Below are 16951 nucleotides of genomic sequence, written 5' to 3'. Positions count from 1 at the left end.
GTGACTTGCGTCGGCGTCTGGTGTCCCGCATGGGCAGTGTTCCGGACGACGATCCTACGTTTGAAACACTGGGACACGACAAGAGGTTCATGACCTCGAGTGTGCCGAGGTGTGCTTCTTGTCCGTACGGCCCCAGTCCGCCGGAAGGGCGGGCACGGACCATGCGGGGTCGGGCCGCCAGTCCTCCCACCGGTCCCGGAACGGCGCTCCCCAGGACTCGATGGCCGCCACGGCCGCCCGGCCCGCGGTCCGGACCCGCTCCGCCTGCTCGGGGCCCATCAGCCCGGCCCGCTGTGCCTGCGCGAACTCGTCCTCGTCCTTCCATTCCCAGCTCTGGTCGGGGTAGACCGCGATGTCCAGGAAGTGGTCCTCGGAGTCCACCCCGCGGGCCCAGCGGACCAGCGGCTCCTCCAGGTTCACGTACCAGTTCTTGAACTGCCAGCCCTGGTCCCAGAACAGCCACACCGACCACGGCTCGCCGGGCCGGGCCAGCTTCAGCACTCCGGTGCCGAACCACTGGGACAGGGCGGTGGTCCGCGGCTTGGTGTAACGGGTGGACAGCGGCTCGTGGTGCACCGAGGTGCCGTCGGTGAGCTGCGGTTTGACGCAGGGGGTGCCGGGGGCGAGCCAGACGGCGAGCAGCTCGGGGGTGTCCTCGACGACGGTCACGGGACGGCAGATGTGGATGAGCTCGGAGGCGTTGGCCCGATAGCGCCACAGGATATGGTCACCCGGTGCCCACCGGGCGATGTCCGCCGTCCCCGTCGTCTCCGCGATGTCCGCTGTCATGAGCAGATCTTAGGTGCGCCGGGGCCGCGATGCCGTGACCTATGCCGCAACCGGTGGCCAACGCCCGGCTAAGGATGCGTCATGCGCAGTACGTCGAGCGCCTCGTCGAGCTGCTCCACGGTCAGCAGCCCGCGCTCCACATAGCCGGACTCCAGCACCACCGCCCGGATGGTCTTGCGCTCGGCCAGCGACCGCTTGGCCACCTTCGCCGCCTCCTCGTAGCCCAGGTAGCGGTTGAGCGGGGTGACGACGGATGGCGAGGACTCCGCGTACTCCCGGGCCCGCTCGGCGTTGGCGGTGATCCCGTCGATGGTGCGGTCCGCGAGCAGCCGGGAGACATTGGTCAGCAGCCGGATCGACTCCAGCAGATTCTTGGCGATCACCGGGAGCATCACATTGAGCTCGAAATTCCCGGCGGCCCCGGCCATGGCGACAGTGGTGTCATTGCCGGTGACCTGCGCCGCCACCATCAGCGTGGCCTCGGGGATCACCGGGTTGACCTTCCCCGGCATGATCGAGGAGCCGGGCTGGAGATCGGGCAGGGTGATCTCGGCGAGCCCGGTGCGGGGGCCCGACGCCATCCAGCGCAGATCGTTGGAGATCTTGGTGAGGCCGACCGCGATCGTCCGCAACTGCCCGGACGTCTCGACCAGCCCGTCCCGCGCGCCCTGCGCCTCGAAGTGGTCCCGGGCCTCGGTCAGCGGCAGCCCGGTGGCGCGGGCCAGCTCGGCGATGACGGCGGCGGAGAACCCGGGCGGGGTGTTGATCCCGGTGCCCACCGCCGTACCGCCCAGCGGCAGCTCGGCCAGCCGGGGGAGCGTGGCGCGCAGCCGCTCGATCCCGTACCGCACCTGCGCCGCGTAGCCGCCGAACTCCTGACCGAGGGTCACCGGAGTGGCGTCCATGAGGTGGGTGCGCCCCGCCTTGACCACCTCCGCGAACTCGGCCGCCTTGCGCTCCAGCGCCTCCGCCAGATGGGCCAGGGCCGGGATCAGATCGCGGGTGACGGCCGCGGTGGCCGCGATGTGGATCGACGAGGGGAAGACGTCGTTGGAGGACTGGCTGGCGTTCACATGGTCATTGGGGTGCACCGGGCGGCCCAGGCGCTCGCTCGCGAGGGTGGCCAGCACCTCATTGGTGTTCATATTGGACGAGGTGCCGGAGCCGGTCTGGAAGACGTCCACCGGGAAATGGTCGTCCCAGCGGCCCTCGGCGACCTGGGCCGCCACCTCCGCGATGGCCCCCGCGATGTCCTTGTCCACCACGCCCAGATCCGCGTTGACCAGGGCGGCCGCGGCCTTGATCCGGGCCAGCGCCTCGATATGCGCCCGCTCCAGCCGCTGCCCGCTGACCGGAAAGTTCTCCACCGCCCGCTGGGTCTGGGCGCGCCACTTGGCGTGCGCCGGGACCCTCACCTCCCCCATCGAGTCGTGCTCGATGCGGTAGCCCTCCTGGGGGCGCTCGTCGCGGTGGCTCTCGTCGGTCATGGGGACACCTCCGCCCAGCACAGCGCCATCACGCCACCCGGTGTTCCCGCGCCCGCCGTGCCGAACGAGTGAGCCCGGTCACCGTACGGCCTCCGGCGCCCGCGGCGTCTCCACCTCACCGGTGCGCTTGAGCTTCTGCCACGGCAGCAGGGCGCCGGTCGCCGCGGTGACACAGGAGTGCAGCAGCACCAGATACATCAACTGGCGGTAGGCGATCTGCTGGAGCGGCAGCACGGCCAGCGCCCGGTAGCCCTCCCGGTCCAGCCGGAACGCGTACGCCGCGCCCAGCAACTGCACCAGCAGCAGCGCGCCCCAGGCCAGCAGCGAGCGCACCGGGTCCAGGAAGATCACTCCGTAGAGGGTGAACAGGTCGATCAGCGGCGCGCACAGCGGAGTGAGGATCTGGAAGAGCACCACCAGCGGCATCCCCACCCGGCCGAACCGCCCCGAGGGCCCCCGGTCGATCAGCGAGCGGCGGTGCTTCCACAGCGCCTGCATGGTGCCGTAACTCCAGCGGTAGCGCTGCTTCCACAACTGACCGAGGGAGCTGGGCGCCTCGGTCCAGGCTCGGGCGTGCTCCTGGTAGACCACCTGCCAGCCGGCCCGGTGCAGGGCGATGGTGATGTCGGTGTCCTCGGCCAGGGTGTCCGCGCTCATGCCCCCGGCCTCCAGCAGCGCCCGGCGGCGGAAGGCGCCGATCGCGCCGGGGATGGTGGGCATGCAGCGCAGCAGGTCGTACATCCGCCGGTCGAGGTTGAAGCCCATCACATACTCGATGTGCTGCCAGGCGCCGATCAGCTTGCCCCGGTTGCCCACCTTGGCGTTGCCCGCGACCGCGCCCACCCGCGAGTCGGCGAACGGGCGGACCAGCTCACGGATGGTGGTGGGCTCGAAGACGGTGTCACCGTCCATCATCACGATCAGTTCGTGGCTCGCGTGGGCGATGCCCCGGTTGAGCGCGGCGGGCTTGCCCGCGTTGGCCTGGCGCAGCACCCGCACGTTGGGCAGCCCCATCGCCTCGGCGATATCGGCGGTGCCGTCGGTGGAGCCGTCGTCCACGACCAGGATCTCGATCGGGTGGGTGGCGGCGGACAGCGACTTCAGGGTGTTGGCGATGCACTCCTTCTCGTTGTACGCGGGCACGATCACGCTCACCGGATCGGTCACCTCCTGCACCCGGCTCCAGCGCCGCCGCTCCCGCGAGCGCCGGTGCCACCAGGCGAGGACCACCATCAGCAGCAGCCGCCCGATCACCGAGAAGCCCACCAGGCCGAGCAGCGCCATCAGCGCGGGCAGCGCGCTGTGGGTGAACGCGGCGGCCCAGATCAGCGCCCGGCCCTCCCAGACCGGCAGGGTGTGCGCCGGGTGGTTGGCGCTGTGGGCGCCGAGCGCGCCGGTGACGGTGGTGAAGGAGTAGCCCTTCTTCTGCATCCGCTCGATGTACAGCCCCAGGGCCGTCACGGTCCGCGCGCGGTTGCCGCCCGCGTCGTGGAAGAGCACGGACGCGCCCTTCTTCCCCTCGGGAGTGGCGTTCTGGATGATCTCCTTGACCGGGGGCCGCTGCCAGTCCTCGCTGTCGGTGTCCACGAAGGCGCTGATGTAGCCCTTGGAGCCGATGTGCTGCTGCACCGGCCAGGTGCGGTCGTCCAGCGCGCGGACCTTGGAGGCGTACGGGGCGCGGAAGAGCGAGCTGGTGATGCCCGCCGCACCGGCCAGGGCCAACTGGGACTGGGCCAGTTCGCGGTCCATGCGCCCCTTGCCCTGGTACGACAGGTCGACATGGGAGAAGGTGTGCACCCCGACCTCATGGCCCGCGGCCCGCATCCGGCGGACCAGCTCCGGATGGCGGACCACCATCTGACCCAGCACGAAGAAGGTCCCCCGCACCTTGTGGCGGCGCAGTACGTCGAGGATCTCCGGGGTCCAGCGGGGGTCCGGGCCGTCGTCGAAGGTCAGCGCGATGGTCTTGGACGGGATGGCGTGCTCGGTGGCCTTCCCCTTCCGGTCGAAGGTGATCACCGGCCCGCCCTTGCGCAGCCGGTCGGGGACGGTGCGCGAGGCGTGTGAGCGGTACACCCGGGCGTCGTTGCCGACCTCGGCGTGCAGATAGCCGTCCAGCAGCAGGGTGCACACCAGCGCGAGCAGGGTCGCGAGGGCGAGCACCATGCGGGTGCGGGTGCGGAGCTTTCGCAGCTTGACGGTACGGAGTCTGGGCGGGCGCGGTCTGGGGGCGCGGGGCTCGGTCTTGTTCAGCGCGGGGACGCGGAGCCCGCGCCTGAGCCTGCCCGTGGCCCGGAGTCTGCCCGTGAGCCTCGCGGCGCGGCGCCCGGAGCCGGTCAGCCGGAACACCGTGCGGGGCGCGCCGTCCTGACGGGGCGCGGGGGGCCGGCGGCGCGGCCGGGGCAGCCTCGGCGGTCTGCCGCCGCTCATGACTCCTCGCCGTCGGCCTCGGGGGCGTCCGGCCCACCGGCCGGGGCGCCACCTCCGGCGGGCCCCTGGGGACCCTTCGGCGGCTTGGGCGGGTTGGCCTGCGGGGGCTTCTGGGACTGCGGCTTCTGGGACTGGGGCTTCTGGGGGGAGTTGGCGTGGCCGGGCTTGGTGGTGCGGCCGGGGGCCTGCGGGTGACCGGAGCCCTTGGCCGGTGGCTTGGCGGTGTCGGAGTGCTTCTTCGGCGGGGTGTGCGACGCGTCCACGGGGTGCTTGGCGGGCGGGTGGGCGGCCGGATGCGAGGGCGCGTGGGCGTGCTTGCGGTGCCCCGGGGCCCGGTGTCCCTGGGCGGACTCGCGGGCGCCGGGGCGGGGGTGCGCGGCGGAGTGCCGCGGCGCCGCGCGGTGGGTCTTGGGCGGGGCGGGCTGCGGGGGTGCGGGCCGCGGCCGGGTGGTGATGGGGGGCAGGGCGACGGGCTGCCGGGCGGACTGGGGCTCCGAATGCTCGGAGTCGTGCCGGTGGCGCTGGTGCTGACGGTGAGTCGGCGCGTACTCGTACCCGTACTCGTATGCGTCGTCGCGCCGCTCATGCGATCCGGAGGGCCCCGAACGCCCCTCCGGGGTGTGCTTCGGCTGCCGGCCGAACGCCTCGGTGGCGACGGGATGCCCGGGGATCAACGTCTGCGGCGCGAACGGCGTACCGCCCGCGTAGCCCAACCCCAGGACCGCCGAATAGCCGAGGCAGGCGGCCCCCGCGACTACGCCCACATGACGTACGAATCGGCCACGGCGCCCGGAGAGGTCCACGAACACGGGCCCCTTCCGGGCCACGTCAGCGCGGAGGGGACGCGAAGGCGCGCGCTCGGCCACATCTGACTGAGGATCCATACGGAAGAGGTTAATGCAGAAAATACGACATGCGACATATAAGTCAAACATGCGGTGTGTCATAGTTCAGTAGGCTTCACGGAATATGCGAGGTTTGGCGAGGAGAACGGCTCGGGCGGCGCAGCCCCCGGCGCCTCGTACCGGACCGCAAGGAGGAGCCAGAGCCATGAGGGCCAGCCCCCGCATGAGCGGAATCGCCGTGGCCGGCGCGGTGGTCTGCGCCACCATCGCCGTATGGGCGGGACACCACAAGCAGCCGCCCGAGCCGCACGCCGCGCCCTCACAGCCGCGGGCGTCGCAGCCCCCAGCGGCGGCACGGCCGCCCGCCGAGTTCGTGCCGTACGTCAACGCCTGGTCGGACTCGGGGTACGACATGGCCGCCGCGGCCGGGCGCGGGGTCAAGGAGTTCACCCTGGGCTTCGTCGTCGCGGGCGACGGCTGCACCCCGGCGTGGGACGGCGGCACCTCGCTCGACGACGAGGCGCTGGAGGCCCGGGTCGAGGGCGCCCGCCGGGCGGGCGGCGACGTACGGATCTCCTTCGGCGGCGCCGAGGGCACCGAGCTGGCCACCGTCTGCACCGACGTCCCCGAACTCGCCTCCGCCTACGCCGAGGTGATCGAGCGATACCAGGCGCACCGGATCGACTTCGACCTCGAGGGCGAGGCGCTCGGCAACACCGAGGCGGCCGCCCGCCGCGCCCAGGCGCTCGCGCTGATCCAGCGCACCCACGAGGGCCTGAACATCTCCTTCACCCTGCCCGCCATGCCTGACGGGCTGACCGCCGAGAGCGTCGCCCAGTTGGAGGCCGCCAAACAGGAGGGGGTCATCCTCTCGACCGTCAACATCATGGCGATGAACTACAGCGGGGACCATACGGGCGACATGGGCGACTACGCCGTCCAGGCGGCCACCGCGGCGCAGGCCCGGATCCGCGAGTTGCTCGGCATGTCCGACGCCGCCGCCTGGAAGGTGCTCGCGGTGACACCGATGATCGGGGTCAACGACGTCACCGGTGAGACCTTCACGCTGGAGGACGCGTCCGGGCTGGCGCGGTTCGCCGCGGAGAAGGGGATCGGACGGCTGTCGATGTGGTCCGCCGAACGCGACCAGCCATGCACCCCGGAGATGACCCAGTCCGCCACCCCCGCGGCCCCCACGGCCAGTGCCGCGGGCCCCGGGACGACCGAGAACGTCGTCCCGAACACGCGTTGCAGCGGCGTCACTCAACGCCCCGGCGCCTTCGAGGCGGCACTGAGGGGCTGACCTGATCGATCCAGCCCGTCAGGCGCTTGAGGACAAGGCCCGTCCCGGGCCGGACGGGGGCCTGGGGGCGCAGCCCCGGGGATGGGACGGGTAAGGGCCGCGGGGGCGCGTCCACGCCCCCGCCGCCCCGCAGGCGCGTTACGCCACCCCCGGCCCCCGCACCGGAATACTCGTGAACGTCGGCTGCGGCGCCGGATCCTGGAAGAAGTCGTTCCCCTTGTCGTCCACCACGATGAACGCCGGGAAGTTCTCGACCTCGATCTTCCAGACCGCCTCCATGCCCAGCTCCTCGTACTCCAGGACCTCGACCTTCTTGATGCAGTCCTGGGCCAGCCGCGCCGCCGGACCCCCGATCGAGCCCAGATAGAAGCCGCCGTGCGCGGCACACGCGTCGGTGACCTGCTTCGAGCGGTTGCCCTTGGCCAGCATGACCTTCGAGCCGCCCGCCGCCTGGAACTGCTCGACGTACGCGTCCATCCGGCCCGCCGTCGTCGGGCCGAACGAACCGGAGGCGTAACCCTCGGGCGTCTTGGCCGGGCCCGCGTAGTAGACCGGGTGGTTCTTCAGGTACTCGGGCATCTCCTCGCCCGCGTCCAGCCGCTCCTTGATCTTCGCGTGCGCGATGTCCCGGGCCACGACCAGCGTGCCGGTGAGCGAGAGCCGGGTCTTGACCGGGTGCCTGGTCAGCTCGGCCAGGACGTCGTCCATCGGCCGGTTGAGGTCGATGGCGACCGCGTCCAGGTCCGGGCCCGCGCCCTCGGTCAGCTCCTCCTCCGTCGTCTCCGGCAGGAAGCGCGCCGGGTCGGTCTCGAGCTGCTCCAGGAAGACGCCCTCCGGCGTGATCTTGGCGAGCGCCTGGCGGTCGGCGGAGCACGAGACCGCGATGGCGACCGGGCAGGAGGCGCCGTGGCGCGGCAGCCGCACCACCCGCACGTCATGGCAGAAGTACTTGCCGCCGAACTGCGCCCCGATCCCGATCTTCTGCGTCAGCTCGAAGACCTTCTCCTCCAGCTCCTTGTCGCGGAAGCCGTGCCCGGTCGGGGAGCCCTCGGCGGGCAGCTCGTCCAGATAGTGCGCGGAGGCGTACTTCGCGGTCTTGAGCGCGTACTCGGCGCTGGTGCCGCCGACCACGATCGCCAGGTGGTACGGCGGACAGGCGGCCGTGCCCAGCGAGCGGATCTTCTCCTCCAGGAACTTCATCATCGATGCCTCGTTCAGCACCGCCTTCGTCTCCTGGTAGAGGAAGGACTTGTTGGCCGAGCCGCCGCCCTTGGCCATGAAGAGGAACTTGTAGGCGCCGCCGTCGGTCGCGTACAGCTCGATCTGCGCGGGCAGGTTGGAGCCGGTGTTCTTCTCCTCCCACATGGTCAGCGGGGCCATCTGGGAGTAGCGCAGATTGAGCTTGGTGTACGCGTCGAAGACGCCCCGCGACAGGGCCTCCTCGTCGCCGCCCTCGGTCAGCACGTTCTGCCCGCGCTTGCCCATGACGATCGCGGTGCCGGTGTCCTGGCACATCGGGAGCACCCCGGCCGCCGCGATATTGGCGTTCTTCAGCAGGTCCAGCGCGACGAAGCGGTCGTTGGCGCTGGCCTCCGGGTCGTCGAGGATGCGGCGCAACTGGGCGAGGTGGGCCGGGCGCAGATAGTGCGAGATGTCGTGCATCGCCTCGGCCGCGAGCTTGCGCAGCGCCTCCGGCTCGACCTTCAGGAAGGTGCGCCCGTCGGCCTCGAAGGTGCTCACGCCGTCGGAGGTCACCAGGCGGTAGGGCGTGGTGTCCTCTCCCAGGGGCAGCAGGTCCGAATAGGCAAACGCTGGGTGGTTGGGGCGGGAGACGGGGGGCATCGCGGCCATTCCTCACTCGACGGGGCTTGGGCTGACTTCGTCGACAGCGCGTTCATAAGCGTAGAACGGGGCGGTGGAACGGGACCTGTGAGGTAAGGCTCAGTAGCGGGGCGCGGGTGCCGGTGGGGGAAGGATCAGGGACGTGTCAGGGATCGTCCCCTAGTCGCGATCTATCGCGACTGGATACTCTGAGTCCGTGGATGAGCAGCAGCCCGTGCCCCTGACCAAATCCGCCCCCGCGGCCGCACCCGAGGCCGCCTCGGCTCCGGCTCCGGCGTCCGCGCCCGTCGCGGAGGCGGACCTTCGCGCGTCCGACGCCGACCGCGACCGGATCGCGGACATCCTGCGGGAGGCCCTCGCCGAGGGGCGGCTCCAGCCCGAGGAGCACGCCGAGCGGATCGACGCGGTCTATCGCGCCAAGACCCTCGGCGAGCTGGAACCCCTGGTGCGCGATCTGCCCGTCGCCCCGGCCCGCGGCACCGGCCCGGCCCCGGCGCACGACGCGGAGACGGACTGGGCGCGCACCGTGCCCGAGTCGGAGAACCTGGTGGCGGTCTTCGGCGGTTCGACGCGCAAGGGCCGCTGGCGGGTCAGGCGCCGGACGAACGTCCTGGCGGTCTTCGGCGGCGTCGAAATCGATCTGACCGAGGCGGTCTTCGAGCACCGGGAGATCGTCATCAATGTCGTGGCCGCCTTCGGCGGAGTGGACATCAAGGTCCCGGAGAACGTCTCGCTGCGCGGCTCGGGCGCGGGCATCCTCGGCGGCTTCGACGTCAGTACGTACGAGGCGCAGGACCCCGACGCACCGGTGATCCATGTCACCGGGTTCGCGGTCTTCGGCGGTGTCGAGGCCAAGCCCAAACGGGGGAAGCGGCTGAAGAACCTGCGGGCATAAGCCCTGAAGAACGAGCATGCGCGGGGGAAGTTCCGGGTGGGACAACGGTGTGCATAAGCGCGCGCACAGCGGGTAAGGCTTGGTGCATCGTCTCTCGTACGGCTGATGGGGGTGCTCACGGGGCCGTACACCTCGAGGCGGGCAAGGGTGACCACCGGAGCCGTCGTCAGGAGTAGACCGTGCTGCAACCGCATCAGCCCCTGCTGGAAGCCGCCGTGCCCCCGCAGCGCGTTCCCGCGCGCGATCAGGCCGGCCCCTGGCACTCGGAGGCGGTGTGCCGACGGGACGAGGCCGGGCTGTTCTTCGCCCCTTCCAAGGAGCCCACGGCTGCCAGGCTGTCGCGGGAAGAGGCCGCCAAGCGCGTCTGCGCGCGCTGCCCGGTCATGGTCGAGTGCCGGGAGCACGCACTGCTTCAGCCCGAGCCGTACGGCGTGTGGGGCGGGCTGACCGCGGCCGAGCGCCGGGTCGTGCTGGCCCGCCGCCGGCGCCGGGAGGCGGAGCTACAGCGCGCGGTGCGGGTCGCCGCAGCCGGCTGAACTCTTCGGGACCTGGGCCGGGCCCCGCCGGGAGGCGGGACCCGGCCCTCGTCATGTGCTGTCCGGGGCGGTCGCGCGCTCAGCTCGGCCGTTCGAAGTCGACGGCGGCGTAGGCGCGCAGCTTGGCCAGCCGGTGGGTGGAGTCGATCTGCCGGATGGTGCCGGACTTGGACCGCATGACCAGCGACTGGGTGGTGGCGGTCTCCGCGCGGTACCGCACCCCGCGCAGCAGATCCCCGTCCGTGATGCCGGTCGCGACGAAGAACACGTTGTCGCCGCTGACCAGGTCGTTGGTCTCGAGGACCTGGTCGAGGTCGTGGCCCGCGTCGAGGGCGCGCTGCCGCTCCTCGTCGTCCTTGGGCCACAGCTTGGCCTGGATGGTGCCGCCGAGGCACTTGATCGCGCAGGCCGCGATGATGCCCTCCGGTGTACCGCCGACGCCCAGCAGCAGGTCCACGCCGGTGCTCTCGCGCGCGGCCATGATCGCGCCGGCCACGTCGCCGTCGGAGATGAACTTGATCCGGGCGCCCGCCTCCCGGATCTCCTTGACGATGCCCTCGTGGCGGGGGCGGTCGAGGACCACGACGGTGACGTCCTCGGGGCTGGACTTCTTGGCCTTGGCGATCCGGCGGATGTTCACGCCGGGGGGCGCGGTGATGTCGACGAACTCGGCGGCGTCGGGGCCGGTGACCAGCTTGTCCATGTAGAAGACGGCCGACGGGTCGAACATGGTGCCGCGCTCGGCGACCGCGAGTACGGAGACGGCGTTGGCCATGCCCTTCGCGGTGAGCGTGGTGCCGTCCACCGGGTCCACGGCCACGTCGCACTCCGGGCCGGTGCCGTCGCCCACGCGCTCACCGTTGAAGAGCATCGGCGCCTCGTCCTTCTCCCCCTCTCCGATGACGACGACGCCGTTCATCGAGACGGTGTGCACGAGGGAGCGCATGGCCTTCACGGCGGCGCCGTCGGCGCCGTTCTTGTCGCCGCGGCCCACCCAGCGGCCGGAGGCCATGGCACCCGCCTCGGTGACCCGGACGAGTTCCAGGGCGAGGTTGCGATCGGGAGCCTCGGGGCTGACCTCGAGCTGGGAGGGGAGATGATGCTCGGTCATCGGAGCGCACCTTTCTGTACGGCGACGGACCGGGAGGTCCCTCCGCCCCGCGGGGGGCTGGGAGGGTGAGGGTGTTCATGACCTTATCCGCTGATTGGCTAAGTGAGCAGACAGCCCCACGCATGAGCACGGCCCTGTTGCGAGGTGCGACGACCGGATGAGGGACGATAGGGGGCGTGGCAGGTATGCGTGGCAAAGAGACGGTCCGGGACATGGTGCTGTCGCTGGCGGCGATCGGCGTCGTCGCGGCGGCCATTTACCTCTTCGGTATCCCGCACGACGAGGGCCCCAAGGGCTCCGGGCTGAAGACGGTGGACTACCGCGTGGAGCTGGACACGGCCCGCCGCGCCGCCCCGTACCCGGTGGCCGCCCCCGAGCCCGGGAGCCTGCCCAAGGGCTGGCGCGCGACGTCGGTGACCTATCGCCCGGCCGCCGAGCCGGACGGCGCGCTCTGGCACCTCGGCTTCCTCGACCAGGACCAGGAGTACGTCGCGGTCGAGCAGAGCGACGGCAAGCCCGAGCCGTTCGTGGAAGAGGTCACACAGCAGGCGCGGGAGACGAAGCGCACACAGCGGATCGACGGTGAGGAGTGGGTCCGCTACGAGGGCGACAAGTACGACGCGCTGGTGCGCCAGAAGCCGGGCGTGACCACGGTGGTCACCGGGACGGCGTCGTACGGGCAGTTGACGAAGATGGCCGCCGCGCTCACCGAGAAGAAGGGCTGAGCTCGATGACCGAAGGGCGTGGCCCGGACCAGCGGTCCGGGCCACGCCCTTCGGTGTGGTCCGTGGTGGCTCAGACCGTGGTGATGACCTGGTCGTAGTCCAGGCGCGGGCCACGGGGGAACCAGGCGTCGTCGCCCGGCTTGCCGATGTTGATGACCACCAGCGGGGTGTGGTCCTCGTCCAGGAACTCCTTCTGGACCCCGGCGGCGTCGAAACCGGTCATCGGGCCGGCGGCGAGACCGGCGGCGCGGATGCCCAGGATGAAGTAACCGGCCTGCAACGAGGCGTTCAGCCCGGCGGCCTGCTCACGGGCGGCGCGCTCGGAGAAGAAGACGTCCTTGGCCTGCGGGAAGTGCGGGAAGAGCGCGGGCAGCTCCTCGTGGAACTCGTTGTCCGCGGCGAGGATCGCGACCAGCGGGGCGGTGGAGGTCTTGGCCTGGTTGCCCTCGGCCATGTGCCGCACCAGACGCTCGCGGGCCTCGGGGGAACGGACCAGCACAACGCGCAGCGGCGACTGGTTGAACGCGGTCGGCGCGTACTTGATCAGGTCGTAGATCGCCTGCACCTGCTCCTCGGTCACCGGCTCGTCGGTGAAGGTGTTCGCGGTGCGGGCCTCACGGAAGAGCAGGTCCTGAGCGGCGGAGTCGAGTACGAGTGCCATGGAAGAAACCTCTGCATAAGCGGGGATATCGCTGACGGCCTCTACTGTACGGCGTTTAGATTAATGTTCAACTAAAAAGTTGGCGCAGGGTGCGCAAGGTGCTCCGAATCACAGTGCGCGGCGCGCCTGGGTGGGGCTGCGGTCGACCGAGGGCGGCCGCGCGACGGCGGGTGATCCCCGACTGCGGCCGATGGGGTGGCCGACGGCGAGCGATAAGGGGCGAGCGATAAACCGCTGACGGTCATCCCTCCGCCGCGCGCTCCGCGCCTTCGGCACCCCCGCCGTCCCCGTCCCCGTCTTCGTCCGTCTCGTCCGCCAGCGCCGCGTCCAGCCGCTCCCGTGCGCCCTCCAGCCAGCGGCGGCAGACCTTCGCCAGCTCCTCGCCCCGCTCCCACAGCGCGAGCGACTCCTCCAGGCTGGTGCCGCCCGCCTCCAGGCGGCGGACCACCTCGACCAGCTCGTCCCGCGCCTGCTCATAGCCGAGCGTGGTCTCCGCCCGCGGTGCGCTCTGCGCGCCCCGCGCGCTCTGCTGGGCCTGCTCGTCCGTCTTCGCCATGCCCCTCACCCTATTCAGCCGGACCGACAGCGACGCGCGCCCGGAACTCGCCCTCGGCGACCCGCGCCCGCAGCTCCTCGCCCTCCGTGACCTCGTCGGCCGCCCGCACCACCGAGCCGTCGGCGTGCTGGAGCACCGCATAGCCCCGCCGCAGCGTCGCGGCCGGGGAGAGGGCCACCACCCGCGCCTGGGTGTGGGCCAGCTCGGAGTCGGCCCGGTCCAGCAGATGGCCCAGACAGCGGCGGGCACGCTCCAGCACCGCCGTGATCCGCTCCTCGCGCTCGTCCACCATGCGGTGCGGCTCCCGCATGCACGGCCGGGCCAAGGCGGCGGCCAGCCCCCGCTCCTCCCGGTCCAGCAGCCCGTGCACGCTGCGCAGCGCGCGCTCCCGCAACTGCTGGACGCGCAGCAGCTCCTCGCCCACATCGGGCACGATCTTCTTCGCCGCGTCGGTGGGCGTGGAGGCGCGCAGATCGGCGACCAGGTCCAGCAGCGGTGAGTCCGGCTCATGGCCGATCGCGGAGACCACCGGCGTACGGCACGCGGCCACCGCCCGCACGAGCTGCTCATCGGAGAACGGCAGCAGATCCTCCACACTGCCGCCACCGCGCGCCACCACGATCACGTCCACTTCCGGCAGTGCGTCGAGCTCCTTGACCGCCTCGATCACCTGCGGCACCGCGTGCACCCCCTGCACCGCCACATTGCGCACCTCGAAGCGGACCGCGGGCCAGCGCAGCCGTGCGTTCTCCAGCACATCGCGCTCGGCGGCCGAGGCGCGCCCGCAGACCAGCCCTATGAGCTGCGGCAGAAAGGGCAGCGCCTTCTTGCGGTCGGCCGCGAACAGCCCCTCCGCCGCCAGCGCCTTCTTCAACTGCTCGAGCCGCGCGAGCAGTTCGCCCACCCCCACCGGGCGGATCTCGGTGGCCCGCAGGGAGAGCTGGCCCCGCGGCGCGTACCACTCCGGCTTGGCGTGCACCACGACCCGCGCGCCCTCGGTGACCGTGTCCGCGATTCGGTCGAAGACGGCGCGGAAGCAGGTGACGGTCAGCGAGATGTCGTAACTGGGGTCGCGCAGGGTCAGAAACACCACACCGGCGCCCGGGCGCCGGGAAAGCTGGGTGATCTGCCCCTCGACCCACACCGCGCCGAGCCGGTCGATCCAGCTTCCGATCAGCCGGGACACCTCGCCGACCGGGATCGGCGCCTCCGCGGACGTGTTGACAGCCATGACCGCGAGGGTAGCGGTCACCACCGACAGACCCCGGGGTCATCGCCCCTACCATGGGGGACATGACTGCAACCTCCGCCCGCCGGGTCCTGCTCGCGGCCCCCCGTGGCTACTGTGCCGGTGTCGACCGTGCCGTGATCGCCGTCGAGAAGGCCCTGGAGCAGTACGGCGCGCCGATCTATGTGCGCAAGGAGATCGTCCACAACAAGTACGTCGTCCGGACCCTGGAGAAGAAGGGCGCCATCTTCGTCGACGAGACGGAGGAGGTGCCCGAGGGCTCCATCGTGATCTTCTCGGCGCACGGTGTCGCGCCGGTGGTCCACGAGGAGGCCGCCGAGCGCAAGCTGGCCACCATCGACGCCACCTGTCCCCTGGTGACCAAGGTCCACAAGGAAGCAGTCCGGTTCGCCAAGGAGGACTACGACATCCTCCTGATCGGTCATGAGGGCCATGAGGAGGTCATCGGCACCAGCGGTGAGGCCCCGGACCACATCACCCTGGTCGACGGCCCCGACGATGTGAAGAACGTCGACGTGCGCGACGAGTCCAAGGTCGTCTGGCTCTCCCAGACCACTCTCTCGGTCGACGAGACCATGGAGACCGTGGACGCGCTCAAGGAGCGCTTCCCGCAGCTCATCAGCCCGCCCAGCGACGACATCTGCTACGCCACCCAGAACCGCCAGATCGCCATCAAGCAGGTGGCCGCCGAGTCCGACCTGGTCATCGTGGTCGGCTCCAAGAACTCCTCCAACTCGGTGCGGCTGGTGGAGGTCGCCATCGGCGCGGGCGCCAAGGACGGCCATCTGGTCGACTACGCGAGCGAGATCGACGAGGCATGGCTGGAGGGCGTCACCACGGTCGGCGTGACCTCGGGCGCCTCCGTGCCGGACGTGCTCGTCGAGGGCGTCCTGGAGTGGCTGGCCGAGCGCGGCTTCGGCGATGTCGAGGTCGTCCAGCCGATGCAGGAGTCCCTGACCTTCTCGCTCCCCAAGGAGCTGCGCCGGGATCTGCGGGCGGAGGCGGCAGCGGCCGCGACGTCCGCGGGTGAGCCGGAGGCCGCGGCGGTCGCCGCCGAGGCGGAGGGATCCCAGCGGTGACGCAGAACCAGGGGGCCACGGGGGCGTCCGCGGCGAAGGTGTTCGGCATCGACATCGGCGGTTCGGGCATCAAGGGCGCCCCGGTGGACCTGGACCGGGGCGAGCTGGCGGAGGAGCGCCACAAGGTGCTCACCCCGCACCCGTCCACGCCCGAGGCGGTCCTGGACGGTGTGGTGGAGGTCGTCCGGCATTTCGACTGGTCCGGGCGGCCGGTCGGGGTGACCTTCCCGGGCGTGGTGAAGAACGGTGTCACCCTTACCGCGGCGAATGTCGACAAGAGCTGGATCGGCACCGATCTGGCGTCACAGCTCGGCGAGCGGCTGGACTGCCCCGTCACGGTGCTGAACGACGCGGACGCGGCCGGGGTCGCGGAGGTGGCCTTCGGCGCCGCCCGCGGCGTCAAGGGCACCGTGATCGTGCTCACCCTCGGCACCGGCATCGGCAGCGCGCTCTTCAGCGACGGGCATCTGCTGACCAACACCGAGCTGGGCCATCTGGAGCTGGGCGGCCACGAGGCGGAGAAGCGGGCCTCGACCAAGGCCAAGGACGATCACGAGCTGAGCTGGTCGCACTGGGCGCGCCGGGTGCAGAAGTACCTCCAGCACCTGGAGATGCTGTTCTCACCGGAGCTGTTCGTGCTGGGCGGCGGAGTGAGCCGTAAGGCGGACAAGTTCCTGCCGCTGATCGAGGGCGTCAGGGCCGAGATCGTGCCTGCGCAGCTCCAGAATAATGCGGGGATCGTGGGTGCCGCGATGGCCGCGGCCGCTGCTGCCGACGACGCCGGGTGACCAGTACGGCCCGCCGTACGAGCACGATCACCACGGTCAGCAGCGTCCCCGCGTAGAGCCAGCCGGCCTGTAGCGACAGTGCGGTGAACACTCCCACCGCCTGTCCGCTGAACCCCGGGGAACCGTCGTTGATGGGCAGCAGCCCGACCGTATAGGCCAGCGGCGCCGTCACCGGCGCCGCCAGCAGATCGGCCGGGCGCACCCACAGCCCGCAGGCCGCGCAGGCGGGCAGGAAGAGCACGCTGTAGACGGTGGGCGAGCCGGAGAACAGCAGCGCGTCCAGGCAGCCGATGCCCAGCATCGTGAGCGCGGTCAGCAGCCCCGCGCCCAGCCCGGTCAGCCGGGGGTCCGGGAGGGACAGCCCCCGGGCCCGCCGCAGCGCGGCGGGCAGCGCCGCGGCCGGACCGGACGGCCCCGTCCGCCGCGCGGGCGGCCGGGCATCCCGGACCGCGCCGCCGGGCCGCCCACGGCCCTGACCCGCGCCTCGGCTCCGGCCGGTATACGTGTCGTCCGCGGCCGGGCGGGGCGGCGGGGCCGCCGCGCGGCGCGGCGTACGCGTGCTGTATTGCTCCACCCGACCAACGTAGGCGGCCGGAGGGCGGGAATCCGGTCTTGGACACGCCCTTCGCAGGACCTTGGCAGTGTGTTCGACCGA

At 71.3% G+C, this 16951-nt stretch carries 16 protein-coding genes; 6 read left to right on the top strand and 10 right to left on the bottom strand.

Going from position 1 to position 16951, the window contains the following annotated elements; translation table 11 throughout:
* Positions 1–87 precede the first annotated feature (87 nt).
* The 4 genes from fomD to ACK1X7_RS20515 form a co-directional block, all read right to left on the bottom strand.
* On the bottom strand, positions 88–789 hold the full coding sequence (gene fomD / locus ACK1X7_RS20530) for a cytidylyl-2-hydroxypropylphosphonate hydrolase (protein ID WP_385154218.1): 702 nt from the start codon (positions 787–789) through the stop codon (positions 88–90).
* Between the two features lie 68 nt (positions 790–857).
* Entirely contained in the window at positions 858–2276 is a 1419-nt protein-coding gene (locus ACK1X7_RS20525; protein WP_385154221.1) for a class II fumarate hydratase, read from the bottom strand.
* Positions 2277–2354: 78 nt separating this feature from the next.
* Positions 2355–4706: a bifunctional polysaccharide deacetylase/glycosyltransferase family 2 protein gene (locus ACK1X7_RS20520; RefSeq protein ID WP_385154224.1), complete on the bottom strand. Its 2352-nt coding sequence runs from the start codon at positions 4704–4706 to the stop codon at positions 2355–2357.
* Positions 4703–5590 carry a hypothetical protein gene (locus ACK1X7_RS20515; RefSeq protein ID WP_385154228.1) on the bottom strand — a complete coding sequence of 296 codons (888 nt, stop codon included), beginning with the start codon at positions 5588–5590 and terminating at the stop codon, positions 4703–4705. The genes ACK1X7_RS20520 and ACK1X7_RS20515 overlap by 4 nt, the downstream gene beginning before the upstream one ends.
* Before the next feature lie 166 nt (positions 5591–5756).
* Between ACK1X7_RS20515 and ACK1X7_RS20510 the strand changes: the two genes are divergently transcribed.
* Complete coding sequence (locus ACK1X7_RS20510; RefSeq protein WP_390792092.1) at positions 5757–6854, top strand: chitinase; 1098 nt, start codon at positions 5757–5759, stop codon at positions 6852–6854.
* Positions 6855–6992: 138 nt separating this feature from the next.
* Here ACK1X7_RS20510 and ACK1X7_RS20505 read toward each other — a convergent pair whose 3' ends face one another.
* Positions 6993–8696, bottom strand: a complete 1704-nt coding sequence (locus ACK1X7_RS20505; protein WP_385154234.1) for a fumarate hydratase — start codon at positions 8694–8696, stop codon at positions 6993–6995.
* Positions 8697–8892: 196 nt separating this feature from the next.
* On the opposite strand from ACK1X7_RS20505, the gene ACK1X7_RS20500 reads away from it, so the two are divergent.
* Both ACK1X7_RS20500 and ACK1X7_RS20495 read left to right on the top strand, forming a co-directional pair.
* Positions 8893–9591 carry a DUF1707 SHOCT-like domain-containing protein gene (locus ACK1X7_RS20500; RefSeq protein WP_385154237.1) on the top strand — a complete coding sequence of 233 codons (699 nt, stop codon included), beginning with the start codon at positions 8893–8895 and terminating at the stop codon, positions 9589–9591.
* Between the two features lie 179 nt (positions 9592–9770).
* A complete protein-coding gene (locus ACK1X7_RS20495; RefSeq protein ID WP_020868722.1) occupies positions 9771–10127 on the top strand; it encodes a WhiB family transcriptional regulator in 357 nt (118 codons plus the stop codon).
* Between the two features lie 79 nt (positions 10128–10206).
* Here ACK1X7_RS20495 and glpX read toward each other — a convergent pair whose 3' ends face one another.
* Positions 10207–11238 carry a class II fructose-bisphosphatase gene (glpX, locus tag ACK1X7_RS20490; RefSeq protein WP_078643300.1) on the bottom strand — a complete coding sequence of 344 codons (1032 nt, stop codon included), beginning with the start codon at positions 11236–11238 and terminating at the stop codon, positions 10207–10209.
* A 185-nt stretch (positions 11239–11423) separates the two neighbouring features.
* Between glpX and ACK1X7_RS20485 the strand changes: the two genes are divergently transcribed.
* Positions 11424–11963, top strand: a complete 540-nt coding sequence (locus tag ACK1X7_RS20485) for a DUF4245 domain-containing protein (protein WP_385154240.1) — start codon at positions 11424–11426, stop codon at positions 11961–11963.
* Between the two features lie 70 nt (positions 11964–12033).
* Here ACK1X7_RS20485 and ACK1X7_RS20480 read toward each other — a convergent pair whose 3' ends face one another.
* The 3 genes from ACK1X7_RS20480 to xseA form a co-directional block, all read right to left on the bottom strand.
* The gene (locus ACK1X7_RS20480; protein ID WP_390792091.1) at positions 12034–12624 is read right to left on the bottom strand and encodes a malonic semialdehyde reductase; all 591 of its coding nucleotides are present in this window, start codon (positions 12622–12624) and stop codon (positions 12034–12036) included.
* Between the two features lie 241 nt (positions 12625–12865).
* Positions 12866–13180, bottom strand: a complete 315-nt coding sequence (locus ACK1X7_RS20475; protein ID WP_385145150.1) for an exodeoxyribonuclease VII small subunit — start codon at positions 13178–13180, stop codon at positions 12866–12868.
* A gap of 10 nt (positions 13181–13190) precedes the next feature.
* Positions 13191–14411, bottom strand: a complete 1221-nt coding sequence (gene xseA, locus ACK1X7_RS20470) for an exodeoxyribonuclease VII large subunit (protein WP_390792090.1) — start codon at positions 14409–14411, stop codon at positions 13191–13193.
* Positions 14412–14464: 53 nt separating this feature from the next.
* On the opposite strand from xseA, the gene ACK1X7_RS20465 reads away from it, so the two are divergent.
* Positions 14465–15508, top strand: coding sequence for a 4-hydroxy-3-methylbut-2-enyl diphosphate reductase (locus ACK1X7_RS20465; RefSeq protein ID WP_390792089.1), 1044 nt, complete (start codon positions 14465–14467; stop codon positions 15506–15508).
* Positions 15505–16296 carry a polyphosphate--glucose phosphotransferase gene (ppgK, locus tag ACK1X7_RS20460; protein ID WP_385145144.1) on the top strand — a complete coding sequence of 264 codons (792 nt, stop codon included), beginning with the start codon at positions 15505–15507 and terminating at the stop codon, positions 16294–16296. The genes ACK1X7_RS20465 and ppgK overlap by 4 nt, the downstream gene beginning before the upstream one ends.
* On the opposite strand, the gene ACK1X7_RS20455 is transcribed toward ppgK, so the two are convergent.
* Complete coding sequence (locus tag ACK1X7_RS20455) at positions 16202–16870, bottom strand: DUF6542 domain-containing protein (protein ID WP_385145143.1); 669 nt, start codon at positions 16868–16870, stop codon at positions 16202–16204. The two genes, ppgK and ACK1X7_RS20455, sit on opposite strands and share 95 nt — an antisense overlap.
* Between the last annotated feature and the right edge of the window lie 81 nt (positions 16871–16951).

It is taken from the genome of Streptomyces sp. CY-1 (assembly GCF_047218265.1).
Taxonomy (GTDB): domain Bacteria; phylum Actinomycetota; class Actinomycetes; order Streptomycetales; family Streptomycetaceae; genus Streptomyces; species Streptomyces niphimycinicus.
Note: the sequence above shows the minus strand (reverse complement) of the source record. Positions and strands in the feature narration are given on the sequence as shown.